Origin of the sequence: Flagellimonas profundi (assembly GCF_017313275.1) — a bacterium.
In the GTDB taxonomy this organism is placed as follows: Bacteria; Bacteroidota; Bacteroidia; order Flavobacteriales; family Flavobacteriaceae; genus Flagellimonas; species Flagellimonas profundi.
Genome location: NZ_JAFLNM010000002.1, coordinates 420,455 through 441,540, shown reverse-complemented (window position 1 = coordinate 441,540; position 21,086 = coordinate 420,455). Strand labels below are relative to the sequence as shown.

The window sequence follows — 21,086 nt, the reverse complement described above, 5'->3', positions numbered from 1 at the left end:
GTATGGGCATATTGGACTCTAAAATTCCATCTGGGCCGTTGGCCGACAAATGGACCAAGCATAAAAACGACATCAATCTAGTTAACCCTGCCAACAAAAGGAACATCGACATCATTGTTGTAGGTACAGGACTTGCAGGTGGTGCCGCATCAGCTACTTTGGCCGAGTTGGGTTACAACGTAAAAACATTCTGTTATCAAGATTCTCCACGTAGGGCTCACTCCATTGCTGCCCAAGGTGGAATCAACGCAGCAAAAAACTATCAAGGAGATGGTGATAGTAATTACCGCCTTTTCTACGATACCATAAAAGGTGGCGATTACCGCTCCCGTGAAGCCAACGTTTACCGATTGGCAGAAGTATCGGGCAACATCATTGACCAATGTGTGGCACAAGGGGTTCCCTTTGCCCGTGAGTATGGAGGTATGTTGGATAACCGTTCTTTTGGTGGGGTACTCGTATCCAGGACATTTTATGCGAAAGGACAGACCGGGCAACAATTATTGCTTGGAGCCTACGCTGCCATGAACCGTCAAATTAACCGTGGTAAGATCCAAGCCTTCAACCGTCACGAAATGATGGATTTGGTTTTGGTGGATGGCAAAGCGAGAGGTATCATCGCCAGAAACCTGGTAAACGGTGAAATTGAAAGACATAGTGCCCATGCAGTGGTTTTGGCAACTGGAGGTTACGGAAATGTATTCTTCCTCTCCACCAATGCCATGGGAAGTAACGTAATGGCCGCATGGAGAGCACACCGTAAGGGCGCTTTCTTTGCCAATCCATGTTTTACACAAATCCACCCAACCTGTATTCCTGTTTCAGGTGACCATCAATCCAAATTGACATTGATGTCCGAGTCGCTCAGAAACGATGGACGTATTTGGGTACCTAAGAAAAAAGAGGATGCCATTGCCATTCGCGAAGGCAAACTGAAGCCAACGGAACTGGCTGAAGAAGACAGGGATTACTATTTGGAAAGAAGGTATCCCGCATTTGGTAACCTGGTGCCCCGAGATGTGGCTTCCAGAGCTGCCAAGGAACGTTGTGATGCCGGCTTTGGAGTAAACAAAACTGGTGAAGCCGTGTTCTTGGATTTTGCATCTGCCATTGAACGGTATGGAAAGGAAAAAGCCCTGACCTCTGGATTTAAAAATCCAGACAAAGCAACCATCACCAAATTGGGTGAAGAGGTAGTGGAGGCCAAGTATGGAAACCTGTTCCAGATGTACGAAAAAATCGTGGATCAGAATCCATATAAAACTCCAATGATGATCTATCCTGCGGTACACTATACCATGGGAGGCCTTTGGGTAGATTATAACTTGCAGACCACCATTCCCGGTTGTTACGCGGCAGGAGAGGCCAACTTTAGTGACCACGGCGCCAACCGTTTGGGAGCTTCCGCCTTGATGCAGGGTCTGGCCGACGGATATTTTGTTCTGCCTTACACTATAGGTGATTACTTATCCGATGATATTAGAACAGGTGCCATTCCAACAGACTCCAAGGAGTTTGAAGAGGCGGAGCAACAGGTCCGTGAAAGAATGGAGAAGTTGACGGGCGGTTCAGGAATCCATTCCGTGGACTATTATCACAAAAAACTGGGCAAGATCATGTGGAACAAATGTGGTATGGCCCGTAACGAAAAAGAACTTAAAGAAGCCATCAAGGAAATTTCCGCGCTACGAAAAGATTTCTGGGAGAATGTTAAAGTTCCCGGAAGCATCGATTCCAAAAACCAAGAGTTGGAAAAAGCTGGACGTGTTGCCGACTTCTTGGAACTGGGAGAGCTTTTCGCCAAAGATGCCTTGGAGAGAAACGAATCCTGTGGTGGACACTTCCGTGAAGAGTACCAGACCGAAGAAGGCGAGGCGCTCCGCGATGATAAAAACTTTAAATATGTGGCCGCTTGGGAATACAAAGGCGAGCCAAAAGATGCCAAATTGCACAAAGAGGATTTGGTATACGAAAATATTGAACTGAAGACACGATCCTACAAATAAGAAGCTATGAAATTATATCTAAAAATATGGCGTCAAAAAGACGCATCCTCACCTGGAAAAATAGTTGATTATACCCTAGATGGTGTAGAAGGTGATATGTCGTTCTTGGAGATGCTGGATATTTTAAATGAAGACTTGATCTCCAAAGGAGAAGAACCCGTGGAGTTTGATCACGACTGTAGGGAAGGTATCTGTGGCATGTGTTCCTTACAAATCAATGGTGAACCCCATGGCCCGGATAGAATGGTGACCACTTGCCAATTGCACATGCGCAAGTTCAATGATGGGGACACTATTGTTATCGAACCGTTCCGAGCCAAAGCATTTCCCGTGATCAAGGATTTGGTTGTGGACCGAAGCGCTTTTGACCGCATTCAGCAAGCTGGTGGATATATCTCCGTAAACACTTCTGGTAACACGGTGGATGCCAACACCATCCCAATTAACAAATACGCAGCGGACGAAGCAATGGACGCCGCCACCTGTATTGGTTGTGGTGCCTGTGTGGCGGCTTGTAAAAATGCAAGTGCCATGTTGTTTACCTCTGCCAAAGTTTCTCAATTTGCCTTGTTGCCCCAAGGAAGAATCGAAGCTACAGAGCGTGTGCAAAATATGGTTCGCCAAATGGACCTGGAAGGTTTTGGTAACTGTACCAACACCGGAGCTTGTGAAGTGGAATGCCCTAAAGGTATTTCCTTGACCAACATTGCGCGAATGAACCGTGAGTACTTATCCGCTACTTTGAAGGGATAAAAACGCTATCCTAAACTATATAGAAAACCCAAATTCCATTAGGAGTTTGGGTTTTTTAATTCTCGTAAATCGTGTCCATCCCTTTTGCCTTTAAACCCTATGTCATTTCGAACGAATGTGAGAAATCTCAAAAGACATCCAGATTTCTCACTCGTCCCTATATTCCTCATTTTGAAATGACACCGCAGCCATTTTTACATTATAAATTAGTGTGGATTCGTGCAAACCGTGTCAATTCTTTCACCTTTCAACCCTTTACCTTCAAAGAGATTCTTCGCTGTGCTCAGAATGACAAACAATACCTTTGACTGAAAGACCTTAACTATACCATACAGTTATTTACTTTTGCTGTAAACTTGTGTATATTACGGTATGCCCAAAGAATACCCAAAAGAGCGTATAAAAGTACCACGGTTCGATGAGGAATCCGGTTTTTACACCACACCCGAGCGTTCCAAGATCATGGGGAAAATACGTGGTAAAAACACCAAGCCGGAGCTTGCCTTCAGAAAGGCGTTATGGCGATCGGGATACAGATATCGCGTGGATTACAAAAAGCTCATTGGAAGGCCTGATATTGCATTAAAAAAGTACAAAACCGTCATATTTATTGATGGGGAGTTCTGGCACGGGCATAATTGGGAAGAACGCAAACATAAGATAAAGAGCAACCGCGAGTTTTGGATTCCCAAAATTGAACGCAACATACAACGAGACCAAGAAGTGAACGAAGCATTGGAGCAAATGGGTTACACCGTGTTCCGCTTTTGGGAAACCGAAGTGAAAAAAGACTTGGAAAGTTGCCTGGAAAAAGTCCTCAACGCTTTAAAAGAACATCACGCCAATGATTGAACCACTATCGAAACTACCTCATGTGGGTACTACCATTTTTACAACCATCAGTCAGCTGGCAAGTGCCCACAATGCCATAAATCTATCCCAAGGATTTCCAAACTTTGACCCCGACCCGGAACTTCTGAAACTCGTGAGCGAAGCTTATAAAAAAGGAAACAATCAATATGCACCTATGCAAGGGGCTCTATCCCTTCGGGAGGCCATTTCAGAAAAAATTGAGCGTTTGTATGGCACCTATTATCATCCTGAATCTGAAATCACCGTTACGGCCGGTGCAACCCAAGCGATTTTCACCACCATTGCTGCCTTTGTGCACCCCAAAGATGAAGTGATTGTTATAGAGCCCGCCTTTGATTGCTACGAACCCGCCATATCCCTTTTTGGTGGCAAAAGTGTCGCGATGCCTTTAGTGGGAAATGATTTTAAAATGAATTGGAGCGCTTTTAAATCGGCCATAAGCCCAAAAACCAAAATGGTCATCTGTAATACTCCGCACAATCCTACGGGCACCATTTGGTCTAAAGACGATATGCTACAGCTTCAAGAAATTTTAAGGGATACCGATATCATCTTGTTAAGCGATGAGGTTTATGAACATATTGTTTTTGATGGCAAGTTGCATGAGAGTGCGTCGAAATATCCAGATTTGGCTGTCAGGAGTGTCATTTGTTCATCATTTGGAAAAACATTTCATGCCACTGGTTGGAAAATGGGCTATTGCGTAGCCCCAAAACCTTTGATGCGGGAATTTCAAAAAGTGCACCAGTTCAATGTATTTTCGGTAAACCATCCGCTGCAACTTGCTCTAGCCCAATACTTAAATGATTCCCAGCATTATCTAAATCTCGGTGGTTTTTATCAAGAGAAACGGGATGTTTTCTTAAATGCCATCAAAGGCTCCAGATTTAAAATGGTTCCTTCGGCCGGCACTTATTTTCAATTGTTGGAGTACTCGGAAATCACGGACGAAAAGGATACGGTTTTTGCGGAACGTTTGATCAAGGAACATAAGCTTGCGAGTATTCCTGTCTCTGTATTTTGCAAGTCGGATTATGACAAGAAATTCCTTCGGTTTTGCTTTGCGAAGACCAACGATGTTTTGGACAAAGCCTCCCAAATATTGAATTCAATTTGAGTGTTGAGGGGTTAAAACTGCTTTTTCACAACCTTAAAGACCTGCAATACATCATCCAGATGCAGTTCAAAATCCTGAAACTCCGGCGACGTATTCAAGTTATGGCACATTAGCGATTTATGTTGCTTGTGATACCCTGTAAGCCGCTTACAGATAATCCTGTCCGTACAAACCAATACGTAAGATCGGTTCCAATAGGTTTCATTGTTACGGGTCAAAGATTCTTTTTTGATTTCCAGCCCAAGCACATAGGCTTTATTCGGAATGGCAGCTGCACTTTTATCATCCATGGAATCACCGGACACTTCAAAAATGCGATGGGGTTCATCGGTCAAAAAGTCAATAATAAATCCACCTTGAAACGGATTGATGAGGTTATCCTTCTGTACATCCTTTATGTACTTTTGATGCCACTCCACCAATACAAGCGGAGCCATTACCAAATACTTTCCGTGCTCCAAAGGGTAAAAAACACTTCCATGTTTGATAAAAGGCTGTCGTTTGGTATAGGCCTCTCCCATATCGTTGACCTCATGCATGTATAGCTCTGCAATGGTGAGCCCAAAATACTCCGCGATCTTGGTGAGGTTTTTAATAGGAATGTTGGCGTCCTTGCGTTCGTAGAGTTGAATAGTACGCAAACTGACCCCAATTTCTTTACCCAATTGTGATTGACTGATACTATTTTTTCTCCTTAACTGCTTAATTATATACATTTATTTCTATATTGTGTAATATTGTTACGCAATATGCACTTAACGCAGCAATTTATCTAGTTTTCTGTAATTGGGTTACAGGCCAAATATAGAAAATAGGATAAGACCCCGACATATAAATCATAAACACTACATATGTATGGGTTCAATCAAAGGCCTTGGGCCGCTTGTAAAAACTGAATTGATTTTTGGAGAAGAAGATTATGGAAAGCCGATTACCGAACAACTTTCCGAAGTGCTAAGAAGGAATACTTCTAAAAACGATTTTGCCAATATTGCCATAAAGTGCAATGTGAGCTTTTCCACTATCCGAGATGTGGTTTACCGGACCAATAGTTTAACAAAGTTAAATGCCCATGCCATTTCCCTGCTTATCCATGCGGCATTTGAAAACACTATTGCCCATAAATTACAGGCTGAAGGGGACATGCTTTACCTTGGAAATTTATTGAACATTTAACCGTAGCAACCAATCTGTTTGTTTGTCGCTGCCAATGTAGTACGGATGTTCCCCAAATTTTACAAACCCATGCTTTTGATAAAAACGAATTGCATTTGGATTGTGCTCCCAAACCCCTAGCCAAATGTAGACCTTACCAAAGGTTTTGGCCAATGCGGTTATTTGTTGGAGCATCCAGGAGCCTATCTTTTTACCTTGATGGTTTCCCAGTACATAAATGCGTTCAATTTCCAAAGCATTGGGATCATGAACATCGGTCTGTGCCGCACCAATATTCAATTTAAAGTAGCCGACGATTTCATCATCATCAAACACAAAATAGAAAAGACTGTTCCTATTCGCCAGTTCTGCGGCAAGCTTGTCGGGGTGGAACGCCTCTTTAATGTACGCTTGGAAATCTTCGGGGTCGTTGTCCTTCTCAAACGCTTCGGAAAAAGTGTTTTTGGACATCACGACCAAGGTTTCCAAATCAGATCTGACACATTCCCGAACAGATAAGGGCATAGCAATCGCTTTTGCCTAAAATTATTGCAAAAAAAAGAGCCTAACAAAACGTTGGCTCCATATTTTTCAGGGGGATAAATACTGATCTATAGCATAAAAAGCTTCTTGATCAAAAGCATAAAACCTGTGAAAAAATCATTTCTGTAAACTTGTACATTTTCGTCCATCGTAGTTTTTGATTTTAGTGCCATGGTTACGGGGTTTAACGGTGTTAATTTGGGTAAAAAATTCGATATAACCAAATATATTATCGATGAATGGCAATTTAAAACTTATGTTGTGTAATCACTTATTTTTGTTGTAAAAAAGCCTAGGATATTTATGAAATATTCATTTCGGGAATATCTCCTTCCACAACCAATTTCCCTTCAGTGGCCTCTTCGATTTCCTTGACCGAAACACCAGGAGCCCTTTCCAGTAATTTAAATCCATCCTCGGTAACCTCCAATACGGCAAGATTGGTCACAATGGTGGTTACACATCCAACCCCCGTCAATGGCAAGGTGCATCGTTTCAATAATTTGGATTTTCCTGCTCGATTGGTATGCATCATGGCCACAATGATGTTTTCTGCGGATGCAACCAAATCCATTGCACCGCCCATTCCTTTCACCATCTTTCCAGGAATCTTCCAATTGGCGATATCACCATTTTCAGCAACTTCCATAGCTCCCAAAATGGTCAAATCCACATGCTGCCCCCTAATCATGGCAAAACTCATGGCCGAGTCAAAAAAAGAGGCGCCGGGCAAAGTGGTTATTGTTTGCTTTCCGGCATTAATAATGTCCGCATCCTCTTCTCCTTCAAATGGAAATGGACCCATGCCCAATACACCGTTCTCACTCTGGAACTCAACACTTATATCGTCACGTACAAAGTTGGCGACCAAGGTTGGTATTCCAATACCAAGGTTCACATAATATCCGTCCTTGACCTCTTTTGCAATTCGTTTTGCTATTCCGTTCTTATCTAACATATCAAAAATGTTCTAATGTTTTTAATGTAGCAATGAATCAATTTTAGTTTTTCAGATTCTTTTTACTCGTACTAATAATTTTATACATGATTAATCCTAACTCCTTTATGTCATCTTTTAAAGTTGGTTCAAAAGGATAATTTTCTGCCTTTTCACAAAGGGTCAACCAATATTTCACTTCTTCAAGTTCTTTTAAGGCAATTTTTACTTTATGAATAAAGTCAGCTCTACTCTCTGCATTCTGTGCTTCGTGAATATTAGCGCCAATACTGGTTCCAGATTTTAGTAGTTGATTAGCAACAACAAATTTTTGTTTCTTTTCCAGAACTTCACAAAAATCAATTATCCTTAGGGCAAAATCAACGGATTTGGCAACGATTACATTTTCCCTTTTAACCATTGGTTAATTTATTACATTGATTCCATTTTACGTACTGTTCGTTGCTCTATTCTTTTCTCAAATTTTTCTCCTTGGAAAATTCGCTGTACAAATATCCCCGGGATATGAATCTCGTTCGGGTCGAGGCTTCCTGCGGGCAAGAGTTCTTCCACTTCAGCTACGGTTATCGTCGCAGCTCCACACATACAGGGATTAAAATTACGGGCTGTTCCTTTAAAAATAAGATTGCCGGCCTCATCACCCTTCCAAGCTTTTACAAAAGCGTAATCGGCTTTAAAAGCAGGCTCAAGCACGTACATTTTTCCGTCAAATTCACGTGTTTCTTTTCCCTCTGCCACTTCGGTTCCGTATCCTGCAGGAGTATAAAAGGCAGGGAACCCTGCTTGCGCCGCCCTACATTTTTCGGCCAGCGTGCCTTGAGGGGTCAGTTCCACTTCGAGCTCACCACTAAGCATTTGACGTTCAAACTCATCGTTTTCGCCGACATACGAGGAAATCATTTTCTTGATTTGATGCTTTTGTAAGAGCAGCCCAAGACCAAAATCGTCCACCCCGGCATTGTTTGAGATGCAGGTGATATCCTTGATGCCCAAACGGACCAATTCGTCAATAGCGTTTTCCGGTATTCCACACAGACCAAACCCGCCCAACATAAAGGTCATGCCATCTTCGACACCACTTAAAGCTTCGGCAACATTGGCAACTTTTTTATTGATCATAGAATTCTTATTTATATTCCCTGAAATTACGATTTAAATAAAAAAACCCCAAGCAAATTAGGATATGCTTGGGGCTTTATTTTGTCGAAATGGTTTTGACTTAAAAATCCAAATCGTCCAAATCGTCTTCAGTATCAATTTTTTCTTCCTCCTCATCTTCTTGCTCCTTGGAGCAATCGATATTAATCGACATTTCTTCAGGCTCTTCAAAAGCTTCTTTTGATACACCAATTTCTTCGTTGGCGTAGTTCTTTTTCATGTATAAAGCCCAAATAGGCAAAGCCATGGCAGCTCCTTGTCCATAAGCCAATCGTTCGAAATGGATGGAACGGTCCTCACCACCTACCCAAACACCGGTCACCAAATTGGGCACCATCCCCATAAACCATCCATCACTTTGATTTTGAGTGGTTCCTGTTTTTCCTGCTATGGGATTAGTCAGTTCGTAGGGGTAACCCGTTATAATTTCTTTGTACACGGTTTGGTCCTTACCAAAGGTGTGTCGCAACCTTCCACCTGATCCGTATTCGGTAACCCCTTCCAAAAGGTTGACCATGGCATAGGCCACATCTTTACTCAATACATCTTTGGTTTCTGGTTTGTATTCGTAAAGCACGGTTCCGTTTTTGTCTTCGATACGGGTAACCATTACAGGCTTTACATATACGCCCTGGTTGGCGTAAGTACCGAAAGCACCCACAATTTCATAGACACTTACATCGGGCGTACCCAATGCAATGGAAGGTACCGGAGGTATTTCCTTGGTAACTCCCATACTCTTAGCTATTGAGGCTACAGAACCTGGTCCTACTCTGTCAATAAGCTGTGCCGTAACTGAATTCACCGAATTGGCCAAGGCGCTTTTTAATGTCAAATTTTCTCCAGAATACGTCCCATCAGAGTTGTGAGGGCACCACATTTCCATATTTCCATGCTTGCCGGCCTCAATACAATATTGATTATCGGGAAGGGTGTAACAAGGCGAATAGCGCAATTGGTCAATTGCCGCAGCATATACAAAAGGCTTGAACAAAGAACCTGCTTGTCTGGCTCCTTGAATTACATTGTCATATTGAAAATGTTTATAGTCAATTCCCCCGACCCACGCTTTTACATGACCTGTTTGCGGCTCCATGGACATCATGGCGGTGCGAAGGAAGGTTTTGTAATACCTTATGGAATCCATCGGGGTCATAATAGTATCCTTTTCATAGGAATCACTGTTCCAATCAAAAACGGTCATTTCCGTTTTTTCTTGAAAAGTGGCTTCAATGTCTTTTTCGGACAGGCCTTCTCTTTTTAAATGACGCCATCTGGCCGATCGCTTCATGGCACTTCGCATAATCGTGTCAATAGCGCCCCTGGAAATATCCAAAAAGGGTGCTGTCGCATTTCTTTGCGGTGTGTTTTGATGAAAAAACTCCGCCTGCAAATTACTCATGTGTTCTTGCACGGCTTCCTCGGCATTACGTTGCATTCTGGAATCCACAGTGGTATATACCTTCAAGCCATCCAGATAGATATTATATTCTTCGCCGTTCGGTTTTGGGTTTTCTTTCACCCAATTGTTCAACCAACGTTGAAGATACATCCTAAAATAGGTGGCCAAACCTTCTCGGTGGGATTCCGGATTAAAGTTGATTTTCATCTCCAACGCTTGGAGCGAATCCTTTTCCTCTTCGGTAATGTACCCGTATTTGGCCATTTGACCGAGCACCGTATTCCTTCTGTTCAATACCAGTTCCTTCCGGCGCATAGGGTTATAAAGGGATGAGTTTTTAAGCATGCCCACCAAAACAGCGGATTCTTCCGTTCTTAAATCGATTGGTTCTTTTCCAAAATAAATTCTGGCTGCGGAACGTATACCATCTGCATTGTTAATGAAGTCATATTGATTTAAGTACATCGCTATGATTTCTTCTTTGGTATACTGTCTTTCCAAACGGGTCGCTATCACCCATTCCTTTATTTTTTGAATGATCCGTTCTATTCCTCCAGAAGGTTTTTGCGTAAACAACAACTTCGAGAGCTGTTGGGAAATGGTACTTGCCCCACCTTTCGAGCCTAAATAGGCCACGGCCCTAAGTGTTCCCCTCGCATCTATTCCTGAGTGATCGAAATAACGAGCATCTTCGGTTGCAACCAATGCATTCACCAAATTCTCGGGCAGTCCGTCATAAGTAACTGGGGTCCTGTTATCGTTAAGGTATAGTTTACCCAATGTTTCTCCATCCGATGAGATAAACTCCGTTGCCAAATTGGTACTTGGGTTTTCCAAACGTTCGAACGTGGGCATTTCCCCGAATACTCCCCAGGAAGCCAATTGAAAAATAAGTACAACGGAAAGTACTCCTGCCCCGAATAAAATCCAGAACCACTTAATAAAAGGAAGAAAATTTTGTTTCTGTTTTTTTTGACGCTTCTTTGCCATTATAATTTGGGTGCTTTTTCTATTTCCAAACCAACATCTGTTACTCCTTCTAAAACATGAAGGCCTTCCACATCGCCATTTTTACGCATGGCATGGGAAACATTCACTTTATATACGCCAGAATTCGGAAAATCGATCTTTTCCTTGTACCAAAGTTTATTTTCCTTGACGCTTCCCATACCTTTTCCCAACCATTCCCCGCTGGATTCGGCCATTCTGTATTCCAATGTATCCTTAACGGTATTTCCGCTCGGATATTCTAACTCGGTAATCAGGAATAAATTGCTAAAGGCAAACGTATCATCATTTCTGATATTGATGAACATATTGTAGGTCTGGGTGGAATCCAGTTCAGAGAACTGAAAGTCGACACCTTGGTCCATCTCCCATTTACCATCCTTGATGGGCGTATAGTCGGAATAAACCAACGACTCATTGCAGGATGATAGGGCGAGGACCGCAATAAGTAGTAACAAAAATTTATTTCGCATTGGAAGATGCTTTAGATTTTGGTTTTCTGCGTTTTTTCTTTCTGCGTTTTTTCTTTTTTGGCCTATCAAAACGAGTAAGACTATCTTGACCAACTACATTTTCGAAAGTTGTTTTTTCTTCAATTACATTGTCTGCGGCATATTCCTCCAAGCTAGCAATTTTCTCGTTTTTCTTGTTCAATTCCAAGATTTCCAATACTTGGTCTTTGCTGAGTGTATGCCATGTTGCTGGCTCATCTTTGTAGGAAAACCAAAGGGTTTCTTTAAAAATATCGGCCTTTTGGCAAAATGCGATGCCTTTTTTGGTCTTCAATTTGCAATCGGATGGCGGAAAGTTTTTAAGTGCCTCCAAGTACATGTCCAATTCGTAGTTGAGGCAACATTTTAGCTTACCACATTGTCCTGCCAATTTTTGTGGGTTCAGCGCCAGTTGTTGATAACGGGCAGATGCAGTGCTCACGGACCTGAAATCCGTTAACCAAGTGGAGCAACAAAGTTCACGACCGCAAGATCCAATCCCCCCCAATCGCTGGGCCTCCTGCCTATACCCTATTTGGCGCATTTCAATACGGATGCCAAAAGCCTTGGCCATATCCTTGATCAATTGCCTAAAATCCACTCGATCATCGGCTGTGTAATAAAATGTGGCTTTGGAGCCATCGCCTTGAAACTCCACATCACTCAACTTCATTTGAAGTTTTAATAAAATGGCTATTTCGCGGGAACGCTTTTTAATCCCTTCTTCTTTATCACGACATTTTTGCCAAATATCAATGTCTCGCTGGGTAGCTTTTCTGTAGATTTTAGGGATGGTCTTGTCGTCCGGAGATACTTTTTTGTGTTTCATCTGTATCCTAACCAATTCACCTGTTAAGGTAACCACCCCGACATCGTGACCGGATTTGGCCTGGGTGGCCACCACATCGCCAATGGACAACGAGAGATTCTCCGTATTCCTAAAAAATTCCTTTCTACTGTTTTTGAAACGCACCTCAACACAATCAAAGGGTTTTTGATCGTTGGGCAACGACATATTGGAAAGCCAATCAAAGACTGTTAGCTTATTACAACCATCAGTGCCGCAAGTACCATTGTTCTTGCAACCACGCGGTTGTCCATCCTTGCCGGTTGAACAACTGCTACACGCCATATATAATATCTTGATTTAAGGAAACTTAAAGCACTTCCTTAAAAAGGGTTCATAAAAATTACTAGTTGTAAATATAGTACAATTTGTTGCAGTAGTGAAATGCTATTTCTTGTATTTCAAGACAGGAGAGCGACCTTTCTTAAATATTTTATTGCTGGCTCCCTTGCCTTTACGCAAACGTTTTTGTTCCTCGTAGGGCAATGCGTGCACTTCCATACAATCCACGGAGCAGCAATTGTTCATTTTTTCGGCGCACTCCTCACATTGTATAAACAACAAATGGCAGGCTTCATTGGCACAGTTCACATGAGTGTCGCAAGGCTTGCCACATTGGTGACAATGTGCGATCACTTCTTCAGAAATACGTTCCCCTCTTCTGTGGTCGAAAACAAAGTTTTTGCCAAGAAATTTATTTTCCAGTTGCTTTTCGCGCACTTGTCGGGTGTATTCAATAATTCCGCCTTCCAGCTGATAGACATTCTTAAAGCCTTTATGCTTGTAATATGCGCTTGCCTTTTCGCAGCGTATACCTCCGGTGCAGTACATCACCAATTTTTTGTCTTCCTTGTGCTCTGCCAGGTCTTGTTCAATAATATCGAGGGAATCACGGAAGGTATCCACATCGGGAGTTACGGCATTTTTAAAATGGCCTATTTCACTTTCGTAGTGGTTCCGCATATCCACCAAAACGGTGTTCTCATCTTCAATAAGTTCATTGAACTGTTGAGCACCTACATGGATTCCTTTGTTGGTCACATCAAAAGTGTCATCATTCAAACCATCGGCAACGATTTTTTTGCGGACCTTTACCTTCAGCTTTAAAAATGATTTGTTGTCCTGCTCAATGGCAATGTTCAATCGTACATTTTCCAAAAATGAGATGCTGTCCAAGTGCTCCTTAAAAACATTGAAGTTGTCCGCAGGAACCGAAAGCTGAGCGTTGATTCCTTCTTGGGCCACGTAAATGCGGCCAAGCACTTCCATATCGTTCCAAGCCAAGAAAAGATGGTTCCTCAGAATTTGAGGGTTTCCTATATGTGCATATTTATAGAAAGAGATGGTAAGCCGGTCTTTTCCGGCTTCCTCAATAAGGGCTTCCCTTTCTTTTGCACTTAATGTATTGTACAGTTGCATGCTATACCTGATTAAGTTAAAGAATGGTTCTTTAAAAATGTGGGGGCAAAGATAGGAATTAATGGCAGAGTAAATCAAAAGGGCCTGTTAACGGCCCCCTGATCCACTGTTTCTTGTTCACAGCTATTTTCTTCCTCATAGCAATTGTGAGCTAAAGTTAGCTCTATGTAGATGAGTTAGTACACTTAAGATGTAATGTTATTAAAAAGGTTGCGTGCTCTTTGTAGCATATTTAAAGAAATGGTATTTTAGCCTTCCTAATAATTTTTACCATGAGCAAAGAGAAAGATGCAAAATTAAAGGCCCTCAAACTTACACTTGATAAGCTAGATAAAACCTACGGCAAAGGTGCTGTCATGAAAATGGGGGACAGTGTTGTTGAAGATGTCGAGGTTATTCCTTCTGGCTCATTGGGGTTGGATATTGCCCTTGGTGTTGGAGGATATCCAAAAGGAAGGGTTGTAGAAATATATGGTCCGGAATCTTCTGGTAAAACCACATTGACCTTACATGCCATTGCCGAAGCTCAAAAAGCTGGTGGTATTGCCGCTTTTATTGATGCAGAACATGCTTTTGACCGTTTTTATGCCAAAAAACTTGGTGTTGATATCGATAACTTGATCATTTCCCAGCCCGATCACGGAGAGCAGGCTTTGGAAATTGCAGATAACCTGATTCGCTCAGGGGCTATTGACATTGTAATAGTCGATTCCGTGGCAGCTTTGACCCCTAAAAGTGAAATCGAAGGGGAAATGGGCGATTCCAAAATGGGATTACACGCCAGACTGATGTCACAAGCCTTGCGAAAACTGACATCCACCATCAGTAAAACAAAATGTACGGTGGTCTTTATTAACCAATTGAGGGAGAAAATCGGTGTCATGTTCGGAAACCCTGAAACAACCACTGGTGGAAACGCTCTTAAGTTCTATGCTTCCGTGAGGTTGGATATTAGAAGGTCCACCCAAATAAAAAGTACTGATGGTGACGTACAAGGGAACAAAACCCGTGTAAAAGTGGTGAAAAACAAAGTTGCCCCGCCATTTAAAACAGCAGAGTTCGATATTATGTACGGTGAAGGAATCTCAAAAATTGGAGAAATCCTAGATTTGGGAGTTGCCTACGAAATTGTCAAGAAAAGTGGCTCGTGGTTCAGTTATGGAGATACGAAACTTGGTCAAGGTAGAGACGCTGTAAAATCACTTCTTTTGGACAACCCCGAACTATCCGAAGAATTGGAAGGTAAAATAAGGGAGGCCATCGCTGCGGTAAGCGAATAACCTTTTTATCGATTTTTTTAGTAGATTAACTTTTGGTTATAAAATCCTACGCAACCCTTGCTAGTACTGAACATCTAGGGAGTAAAAGGATTTTGTTATGAAAAAAGTGCTAATGCCCTTTATTTTGATTGTGGCATGCTCATGGTTCATCTCTTGTGAGGTGGACGATGATTCCCCCAATTTTTACTTTACTGCCTTGAATACTGTGGAGGCAGATGTGCCGGAATCATTTGAATTTGGTGAAACCTACGATATTGAAGTAACCTTTTTAAGACCGAATGGTTGTACCTTTTTTGAAGGTTTTGATGTGGTTCAAACTGCAGAAACCGGTCGGGATGTTGTGGTAATCGGTTCTGTGTTGACAGATGAAAACAGAGTTTGCACCCAAGCCGTTGAGGAAGTTGTGGCCACATTAAGGTTCAACGTTATTTATAGCGATGAGTATACCTTTAGGTTTTATGCCGGCGATGATGCGGATGGAAATGCCACCTATTTGGAGTATACAGTTCCAGTAACGATGGCGGAACCTACAAATTAAGATAGTAATCCAGAATTGACCAACATTTGGATCTTGAAGAATTGATACATAACTGTAAAAAGGGAAATCGACAGGCACAAGCTGAGCTGTACCGGAGGTATTCCGGTATCCTTTATGGTATGTGCCTCAAGTATTCCAAAAACAAAACAGAGGCGGAGGACAATCTGCACGACAGTTTTATGACCATATTCGACAAGGTCGATCAGTTTAGCTTCAAAGGATCTTTTGAGGGCTGGATCAAAAGGATAACCGTAAACACCGTACTTCAGAAATACAGAAAAGACCAATACCTCAACCTTGTTTCGGAAAATACAGAAGACGAAGTAGAGGTTGATACAGAGGATACGGACATTAGTCTATCCACCCTTTTGGGATATATTCAAGAGCTTCCGCACAAATACAGGTTAACCTTTAACCTTTATGTATTGGACGGCTATAGTCATAAGGAAATAAGTGAGATGTTGGGGACATCCACGGGTACCTCAAAGTCCAATTTGGCACGCGCCAAAGCAATTTTGAGGGATAAAATAGAAAAAACCAAAATAAACATTGCTTAAACAGAACAATGATGGGGAAAAAGAATTTAGAGCAATTGTTCAAAGAACGTTTTAAGGATTTTCAAGAAGTTCCAGACGAAAAAGTATGGAGCTCCATTGAAGCCTCTTTGGACAAAAAGAAACAAAAAAAGCGGGTGATACCCATTTGGTGGAGTCTGGGGGGCGTTGCCGCTGCCCTTGTACTGCTGCTATTGGTATTCAATCCATTTACTGAGGAACCAGTAAACGAACAAACGGTCACGGATACGGAAAATATTTCCGTTCCTCAAGAGTCCAGTACGTCAGTGGAAGCGGAAAGCGAAGATTCCAATCCTGCCACAATCACTTCTGAAAATGAAGAAGGGGAATTGGCAAATACTTCCAATGGAAACAACTCTGGATCAGAGAACAATCAAGTAACCATAAATAAAACGGATGAAGATAAAGCTGTATCGATTGCCGAGAATTCGTCTTCCATTTCAAGCAAGAATGGTTTACGTGAGGAAAATCAAACTAAAAACAACCGTTTGACTGATGCTGTTGCTGTTTCCACAGAACAAAATAGTTCAAGAAATAGCGCTGCCATAGCTATGAATACTGGAGAAACCCAGGAAGAAAACATAACTGGTCCTTCGGAGAAAGGCAATAAAGTTTCACAGGAAACGGATAAAAAGGAGCAGCCTGAAAAAAAATCCATCTATGATGCAATGGAAGAACAGCGTGAGGAGGAGGAAGCCATTGCCGAAAACAAATCCGGAAAATGGTCGGTAGGTCCGTCCGTGGCTCCCGTCTATTTTGATGCTTCCGGAGATGGCTCGCCCGTTGGGCCCGACTTCTCTTCCAATTCAAAATCGGGAAAACTAAATCTGAGTTATGGCCTTACCGTAGCCTACGAAGTGGGAAAAAAATTAAAGATTCGCTCAGGGGTCCATCGTGTAAACTATGGATATAGCACCAACGATGTGCTTTTCTCCTCTACCTTGCGAGCAGCTTCAACGGATAAAATCGCAAATATTGATTACAGTCCAAACTCAGAATCCATTGTGGTTCAAAGTAAGGACAATGCCAAAAACACGCCGGCTGTCAACTCTAAAGAAATAGCACTGAACACTGCGCCTTCGTTAGATGGAAAAATGGTTCAACAACTTGGATATATTGAAGTCCCACTGGAACTGAACTATGTTCTTATGGACAAAAAATTTGGTGTTGACCTTATTGGGGGCGTAAGCTCACTCTTTCTTGTTGATAATGCCGTTTTACTGGAGTCCAATGATTTGGTTACGGAAATGGGCGAAGCGAATAATATTAATTCGTTGAATTTTAGTGCCAATGTGGGTATGGGGCTCAATTATAAGTTCAGTCCAAAAATAAGATTCAATGTAGAACCTGTTTTTAAATACCAACTAAATACTTTTTCCAATGTTTCAGGTGATTTTAGGCCTTACTCCATTGGTGTTTATAGCGGTTTTAGTTTTAGGTTTTAACATGTAAAAAGTTGGTTAGGAAGATTGCTCCTTCATGCAATCAATTAAGCGCTCCATTTATTTGGAGCGTTTTTTTATTGGTAAAAATCCGTGTATTTTTCTTACATTAATTACGTAAACTTGAACCAACCCCTTAGAAAATGTGAAAGCTGATCAGTTTGAAGACATTCTCATATACTTTTCCAAATCACTTATGGGAAAGGAAAACGAAGAAGACATTCTATGGGATGTTGCAAAGAACTGTATCTCAAAATTGGGGTTTGTCGACTGTGTGATCTACTTGGTGGATGAAAATGACACCTTACTGGTACAAAAAGCTGCTTACAATGCAAAAAGCCCAAAAGACCGAACGCTTTATAATCCGGTGGAAATAGCTATTGGTAAAGGGATTACAGGAAGCGTGGCAAAAACGGGGAAACCGGAGTTAATTCCCGACACATCTGCAGATTCCCGTTATATAGTCGATGATGACAATAGGCTCTCGGAAATTTGTGTCCCCATCGCTTATGAGGACATCCTTTATGGCGTAATTGATTGTGAACACCCCGCAAAAAACTTCTTTTCCGAACGGCATCTAAAAATGCTTTCCGCAATAGCTTCCATCTGTGCGATAAAAATTAAAAGCGTTAGGGCAAACAAAAGACTTTTGGAAAAGCGAAGGAAGCTCATACAAGTACGGGAGGAAATGTTGGAGCTTAAGTTAAGAACACTCAATTCACAATTAAATCCCCATTTTGTTTTTAACTCCCTAAATGCCATACAATATTTTATAACATCCCAGAACACAAAATTGGCCCTTGACTACTTTTCCACATTCAGCAGGCTTGTTCGTTTTTATTTGAAGCAGCTTGGCAAGGATACGGCCTCGCTATATGCCGAAATCGATATGTTGCATTGGTACCTTAAGCTTCAAAAGTTGAGGTACGACGATTCGTTCGATTACACCATATCCATCGAAAAGGAGAACAGTGTCGAGTCCGAAGAAGCGGTAATACCCGCATTTGTAATACTTACGCTATTTGAGAATATGGTCGAGCAATCCGTTATAAACGGTGTTACCGACCAACATTTCAAAATTGGCATAAAAGCCTTAAAAAATATGGTGCGGATAGAAGTGCACTATCATTGCAAAGGCTTAGGATCCGAAAACCTGGAAAACCGTTGGTACAGGGAAAATATGATGAAATGGAAAGACCAGATTGAACTGATAAATGCCGTTAAAGGCTATGGTATTTCCCATAAAACAACCAGTTCTTTTGATAATGGAATACATAGAAAACATAAAGTTATACAGCTTCCGAATCTTGTTTAAATAAAGCCTTGAATATAAGAAGGTTCAGGTCAGTCCGTCAAGAATGGTTTCCCTGACCTCTTCCCTTAGTGTGGAAGTGTCCTCCGCGCTCAAAATACCTGTTTCAAAAAACTGATGGACCTTAACTCTGATAGGGCCCGGTCCTCCACTGTAAAATGTAAATGAAAACCTTTTCTTGTTATCATAAAAAGTCATGGGCACCACTGGAATTTTATGGGCAATGGCCATTTTAAATGCCCCGTCCTTGAACTTGTCCAAAACCACATCTTCTTCAGGAACTCCCCCCTCAGGAAAAATGCATATGCTCAAACCTTGGTCCAATCTCCTTTGGGCCCTCCGATAAACGGCCGTTCTGCTCCGAACACTATCTCGATCTACCATGATACAGACCCTTTTATAGAAAAAGCCAAAAATGGGAATGTTCACCAATTCCTTTTTACCAACAAAAACAAAGGGGTTTCTACTAACATAAAGCATCAACATAATATCCAACATACTGGTGTGATTGGCAACCAACATGTAACTCTTTCTTTGAATCATCCTTTGTTGACGTATAACTACAGGAATGCAGCCCATACCGTATAGAATGGGACGGGCCCATAAATTCCGGGCCAACCAAAAAAATTGAGCATAGGTCCTCTCCGAAATGGTAAACACGAGCAAAAACGGAAAAAACAAGAAAATGGGAACGGTAACCAAAATATAGAACCAGACCCTATACAACAAATGCCCTGCATTTTTGATTACTCGAAGCATCTGTCAAAAGTAACGCATTTCAAGATTTTACTTTAAAAACAACCGGTTTTTTAAGAAACATGTCACTTTTTTTATAAGTCACGGATGCGTACTTTTACGGGCAAAAATTAAGAATGGCCCGAATTCTGACAGGAATACAAAGTACAGGAACACCACATTTAGGTAATATTTTGGGGGCAATTGCACCGGCCATTGAAATGGCGGAAGACCCCAAAAACGATTCCTTTCTCTTTATTGCCGATATGCACTCGCTCACCCAAATTAAAAATGGGGAACTGCTACGGAACAATACCTATGCTATTGCGGCCGCTTGGCTGGCATTTGGCCTTGATATTGAAAAGACCGTTTTTTACAGACAGAGCGATATTCCTCAAACCGCTGAGTTGGCCTGGTACCTGAGCTGTTTTTTTCCTTATCAAAGATTAACATTGGCCCACTCATTTAAAGACAAGGCCGATCGGTTGGAAGATGTAAACGCAGGCCTGTTCACCTACCCTATGTTAATGGCAGCCGATATTTTGCTGTATGATGCGGATATTGTTCCTGTAGGGAAAGATCAGTTGCAACATCTGGAAATGACACGCGATGTGGCCTCACGTTTTCACAATCAAATGGGCGAAACTTTTGTAATGCCCGAAGCAAAGGTACACGAGCAAACTATGTACGTGCCCGGAACCGACGGCGAAAAAATGAGTAAAAGCCGCGGCAACCTCATCAATTTGTTCCAACCGGACAAAAAGTTGCGAAAGCAGATCATGGGCATTGTTACGGACAGCACACCAATGGAAGACCCCAAGGACCCGAGCAAGGATAATGTATTTGCTTTGTACAAATTATTGGCTTCCCCTGAGCAGATAGAGGAAATGAGTGCCAATTATCTAGCTGGGAACTATGGCTACGGTCACGCCAAACAGGCATTGTACGAACTTATTTTGGAGAGGTTTGAAGAACCACGGGAAAAGTTTGAATACTATATGAGCCACAAAAACGAAGTGGACGAAGCACTGGCCTTTGGTGCAGAAAAAGCCCGTAAAGTCGCCGATGAAGTGTTGGCGAGAGTTCGCGAAAAGTTGGGTTACTAAATTGCCCATCCTGTCGTTCTGAAGACGAACAAAGTGAGGATGAAGAATCCCCTGTTGATTTTATCTTTTGTTCGAGATACTTCGCTTTGCTCAGTATGACAAGTTGAAGTTACAAGCCCACTTTGTCATTCTGAATGTGAGTGAAACGAGGATGAAGAATCTCATCAATGCTCCACTGAGATACTTCGCTCTGCTCAGTATGACACAAGTCTTCACAGTACCTGTCATTCTGAAGACGAACAAAGTAAGGATGAAGAATCCCCTGTTGATTTTATCTTTTGTTCGAGATACTTCGCTTTGCTCAGTATGACAAGTTGAAGTTACAAGCCCACTTTGTCATTCTGAATGTGAGTGAAACGAGGATGAAG

General features: G+C 41.9%; 21 protein-coding genes. 11 read left to right on the top strand and 10 right to left on the bottom strand.

What is annotated here, in order from left to right; all coding sequences use genetic code 11:
- Nucleotides 1-2 precede the first annotated feature (2 nt).
- From J0654_RS10935 to J0654_RS10920, 4 genes are all read left to right on the top strand, one after another.
- Entirely contained in the window at nucleotides 3-2,006 is a 2,004-nt protein-coding gene (locus tag J0654_RS10935) for a fumarate reductase/succinate dehydrogenase flavoprotein subunit (protein ID WP_207028879.1), read from the top strand.
- A 6-nt stretch (nucleotides 2,007-2,012) separates the two neighbouring features.
- Complete coding sequence (locus J0654_RS10930; RefSeq protein WP_207028877.1) at nucleotides 2,013-2,759, top strand: succinate dehydrogenase/fumarate reductase iron-sulfur subunit; 747 nt, start codon at nucleotides 2,013-2,015, stop codon at nucleotides 2,757-2,759.
- A gap of 372 nt (nucleotides 2,760-3,131) precedes the next feature.
- Nucleotides 3,132-3,611: a very short patch repair endonuclease gene (locus J0654_RS10925; protein WP_207028875.1), complete on the top strand. Its 480-nt coding sequence runs from the start codon at nucleotides 3,132-3,134 to the stop codon at nucleotides 3,609-3,611.
- Complete coding sequence (locus J0654_RS10920; RefSeq protein WP_207028873.1) at nucleotides 3,604-4,749, top strand: methionine aminotransferase; 1,146 nt, start codon at nucleotides 3,604-3,606, stop codon at nucleotides 4,747-4,749. The genes J0654_RS10925 and J0654_RS10920 overlap by 8 nt, the downstream gene beginning before the upstream one ends.
- An 11-nt stretch (nucleotides 4,750-4,760) precedes the next feature.
- Here J0654_RS10920 and J0654_RS10915 read toward each other — a convergent pair whose 3' ends face one another.
- A complete protein-coding gene (locus tag J0654_RS10915; protein ID WP_207028871.1) occupies nucleotides 4,761-5,465 on the bottom strand; it encodes a helix-turn-helix domain-containing protein in 705 nt (234 codons plus the stop codon).
- A gap of 139 nt (nucleotides 5,466-5,604) precedes the next feature.
- Between J0654_RS10915 and J0654_RS10910 the strand changes: the two genes are divergently transcribed.
- Complete coding sequence (locus tag J0654_RS10910; protein WP_207028869.1) at nucleotides 5,605-5,925, top strand: hypothetical protein; 321 nt, start codon at nucleotides 5,605-5,607, stop codon at nucleotides 5,923-5,925.
- On the opposite strand, the gene J0654_RS10905 is transcribed toward J0654_RS10910, so the two are convergent.
- The 8 genes from J0654_RS10905 to trhO all read right to left on the bottom strand — a co-directional run bounded on the left by J0654_RS10905 (nucleotide 5,911) and on the right by trhO (nucleotide 13,730).
- Nucleotides 5,911-6,429, bottom strand: coding sequence for a GNAT family N-acetyltransferase (locus J0654_RS10905; RefSeq protein ID WP_207028868.1), 519 nt, complete (start codon nucleotides 6,427-6,429; stop codon nucleotides 5,911-5,913). The two genes, J0654_RS10910 and J0654_RS10905, sit on opposite strands and share 15 nt — an antisense overlap.
- Nucleotides 6,430-6,748: 319 nt before the next feature.
- Complete coding sequence (locus tag J0654_RS10900) at nucleotides 6,749-7,405, bottom strand: CoA transferase subunit B (protein WP_207028866.1); 657 nt, start codon at nucleotides 7,403-7,405, stop codon at nucleotides 6,749-6,751.
- A 43-nt stretch (nucleotides 7,406-7,448) separates the two neighbouring features.
- Nucleotides 7,449-7,805, bottom strand: a complete 357-nt coding sequence (locus tag J0654_RS10895; protein WP_207028864.1) for a four helix bundle protein — start codon at nucleotides 7,803-7,805, stop codon at nucleotides 7,449-7,451.
- A gap of 11 nt (nucleotides 7,806-7,816) precedes the next feature.
- Entirely contained in the window at nucleotides 7,817-8,524 is a 708-nt protein-coding gene (locus J0654_RS10890) for a CoA transferase subunit A (protein ID WP_207028862.1), read from the bottom strand.
- 100 nt (nucleotides 8,525-8,624) lie between these two features.
- Complete coding sequence (locus tag J0654_RS10885) at nucleotides 8,625-10,955, bottom strand: transglycosylase domain-containing protein (RefSeq protein WP_207028860.1); 2,331 nt, start codon at nucleotides 10,953-10,955, stop codon at nucleotides 8,625-8,627.
- A complete protein-coding gene (locus tag J0654_RS10880; RefSeq protein ID WP_207028850.1) occupies nucleotides 10,955-11,446 on the bottom strand; it encodes a gliding motility lipoprotein GldH in 492 nt (163 codons plus the stop codon). Before J0654_RS10880 ends, J0654_RS10885 begins: the two co-directional genes overlap by 1 nt.
- Nucleotides 11,436-12,596, bottom strand: coding sequence for a PSP1 domain-containing protein (locus J0654_RS10875; RefSeq protein WP_207028848.1), 1,161 nt, complete (start codon nucleotides 12,594-12,596; stop codon nucleotides 11,436-11,438). Before J0654_RS10875 ends, J0654_RS10880 begins: the two co-directional genes overlap by 11 nt.
- A gap of 102 nt (nucleotides 12,597-12,698) precedes the next feature.
- The gene (gene trhO, locus J0654_RS10870) at nucleotides 12,699-13,730 is read right to left on the bottom strand and encodes an oxygen-dependent tRNA uridine(34) hydroxylase TrhO (protein WP_207028846.1); all 1,032 of its coding nucleotides are present in this window, start codon (nucleotides 13,728-13,730) and stop codon (nucleotides 12,699-12,701) included.
- A gap of 272 nt (nucleotides 13,731-14,002) precedes the next feature.
- On the opposite strand from trhO, the gene recA reads away from it, so the two are divergent.
- From recA to J0654_RS10845, 5 genes are all read left to right on the top strand, one after another.
- Nucleotides 14,003-15,010 (top strand): recombinase RecA, encoded by a 1,008-nt coding sequence (gene recA, locus J0654_RS10865; protein ID WP_207028844.1) that lies wholly within the window; start codon nucleotides 14,003-14,005, stop codon nucleotides 15,008-15,010.
- 97 nt (nucleotides 15,011-15,107) lie between these two features.
- Nucleotides 15,108-15,548, top strand: a complete 441-nt coding sequence (locus J0654_RS10860; protein ID WP_207028842.1) for a hypothetical protein — start codon at nucleotides 15,108-15,110, stop codon at nucleotides 15,546-15,548.
- Between the two features lie 26 nt (nucleotides 15,549-15,574).
- On the top strand, nucleotides 15,575-16,105 hold the full coding sequence (locus J0654_RS10855) for an RNA polymerase sigma factor (protein ID WP_207028841.1): 531 nt from the start codon (nucleotides 15,575-15,577) through the stop codon (nucleotides 16,103-16,105).
- 8 nt (nucleotides 16,106-16,113) lie between these two features.
- On the top strand, nucleotides 16,114-17,568 hold the full coding sequence (locus J0654_RS10850) for an outer membrane beta-barrel protein (RefSeq protein WP_207028839.1): 1,455 nt from the start codon (nucleotides 16,114-16,116) through the stop codon (nucleotides 17,566-17,568).
- A 193-nt stretch (nucleotides 17,569-17,761) separates the two neighbouring features.
- Nucleotides 17,762-18,880: a histidine kinase gene (locus tag J0654_RS10845; RefSeq protein ID WP_207028837.1), complete on the top strand. Its 1,119-nt coding sequence runs from the start codon at nucleotides 17,762-17,764 to the stop codon at nucleotides 18,878-18,880.
- Between the two features lie 24 nt (nucleotides 18,881-18,904).
- Here the strand turns inward: J0654_RS10845 and J0654_RS10840 are convergent, their stop codons facing one another.
- Nucleotides 18,905-19,636 (bottom strand): lysophospholipid acyltransferase family protein, encoded by a 732-nt coding sequence (locus J0654_RS10840; protein WP_207028835.1) that lies wholly within the window; start codon nucleotides 19,634-19,636, stop codon nucleotides 18,905-18,907.
- A gap of 113 nt (nucleotides 19,637-19,749) precedes the next feature.
- On the opposite strand from J0654_RS10840, the gene trpS reads away from it, so the two are divergent.
- On the top strand, nucleotides 19,750-20,718 hold the full coding sequence (gene trpS / locus J0654_RS10835) for a tryptophan--tRNA ligase (protein WP_207028833.1): 969 nt from the start codon (nucleotides 19,750-19,752) through the stop codon (nucleotides 20,716-20,718).
- Nucleotides 20,719-21,086 lie beyond the last annotated feature (368 nt).

Bases quoted from the DNA above. Each gene is read 5' to 3' on its own strand.
- J0654_RS10935 (WP_207028879.1), top strand. From the start codon at position 3: ATGGGCATATTGGACTCTAAAATTCCATCTGGGCCGTTGGCCGACAAA.
- J0654_RS10930 (WP_207028877.1), top strand. From the start codon at position 2,013: ATGAAATTATATCTAAAAATATGGCGTCAAAAAGACGCATCCTCACCT.
- J0654_RS10925 (WP_207028875.1), top strand. From the start codon at position 3,132: ATGCCCAAAGAATACCCAAAAGAGCGTATAAAAGTACCACGGTTCGAT.
- J0654_RS10920 (WP_207028873.1), top strand. From the start codon at position 3,604: ATGATTGAACCACTATCGAAACTACCTCATGTGGGTACTACCATTTTT.
- J0654_RS10915 (WP_207028871.1), bottom strand. From the start codon at position 5,465: ATGTATATAATTAAGCAGTTAAGGAGAAAAAATAGTATCAGTCAATCA.
- J0654_RS10910 (WP_207028869.1), top strand. From the start codon at position 5,605: ATGGGTTCAATCAAAGGCCTTGGGCCGCTTGTAAAAACTGAATTGATT.
- J0654_RS10905 (WP_207028868.1), bottom strand. From the start codon at position 6,429: ATGCCCTTATCTGTTCGGGAATGTGTCAGATCTGATTTGGAAACCTTG.
- J0654_RS10900 (WP_207028866.1), bottom strand. From the start codon at position 7,405: ATGTTAGATAAGAACGGAATAGCAAAACGAATTGCAAAAGAGGTCAAG.
- J0654_RS10895 (WP_207028864.1), bottom strand. From the start codon at position 7,805: ATGGTTAAAAGGGAAAATGTAATCGTTGCCAAATCCGTTGATTTTGCC.
- J0654_RS10890 (WP_207028862.1), bottom strand. From the start codon at position 8,524: ATGATCAATAAAAAAGTTGCCAATGTTGCCGAAGCTTTAAGTGGTGTC.
- J0654_RS10885 (WP_207028860.1), bottom strand. From the start codon at position 10,955: ATGGCAAAGAAGCGTCAAAAAAAACAGAAACAAAATTTTCTTCCTTTT.
- J0654_RS10880 (WP_207028850.1), bottom strand. From the start codon at position 11,446: ATGCGAAATAAATTTTTGTTACTACTTATTGCGGTCCTCGCCCTATCA.
- J0654_RS10875 (WP_207028848.1), bottom strand. From the start codon at position 12,596: ATGGCGTGTAGCAGTTGTTCAACCGGCAAGGATGGACAACCGCGTGGT.
- trhO (WP_207028846.1), bottom strand. From the start codon at position 13,730: ATGCAACTGTACAATACATTAAGTGCAAAAGAAAGGGAAGCCCTTATT.
- recA (WP_207028844.1), top strand. From the start codon at position 14,003: ATGAGCAAAGAGAAAGATGCAAAATTAAAGGCCCTCAAACTTACACTT.
- J0654_RS10860 (WP_207028842.1), top strand. From the start codon at position 15,108: ATGAAAAAAGTGCTAATGCCCTTTATTTTGATTGTGGCATGCTCATGG.
- J0654_RS10850 (WP_207028839.1), top strand. From the start codon at position 16,114: ATGATGGGGAAAAAGAATTTAGAGCAATTGTTCAAAGAACGTTTTAAG.
- J0654_RS10845 (WP_207028837.1), top strand. From the start codon at position 17,762: ATGGGAAAGGAAAACGAAGAAGACATTCTATGGGATGTTGCAAAGAAC.
- J0654_RS10840 (WP_207028835.1), bottom strand. From the start codon at position 19,636: ATGCTTCGAGTAATCAAAAATGCAGGGCATTTGTTGTATAGGGTCTGG.
- trpS (WP_207028833.1), top strand. From the start codon at position 19,750: ATGGCCCGAATTCTGACAGGAATACAAAGTACAGGAACACCACATTTA.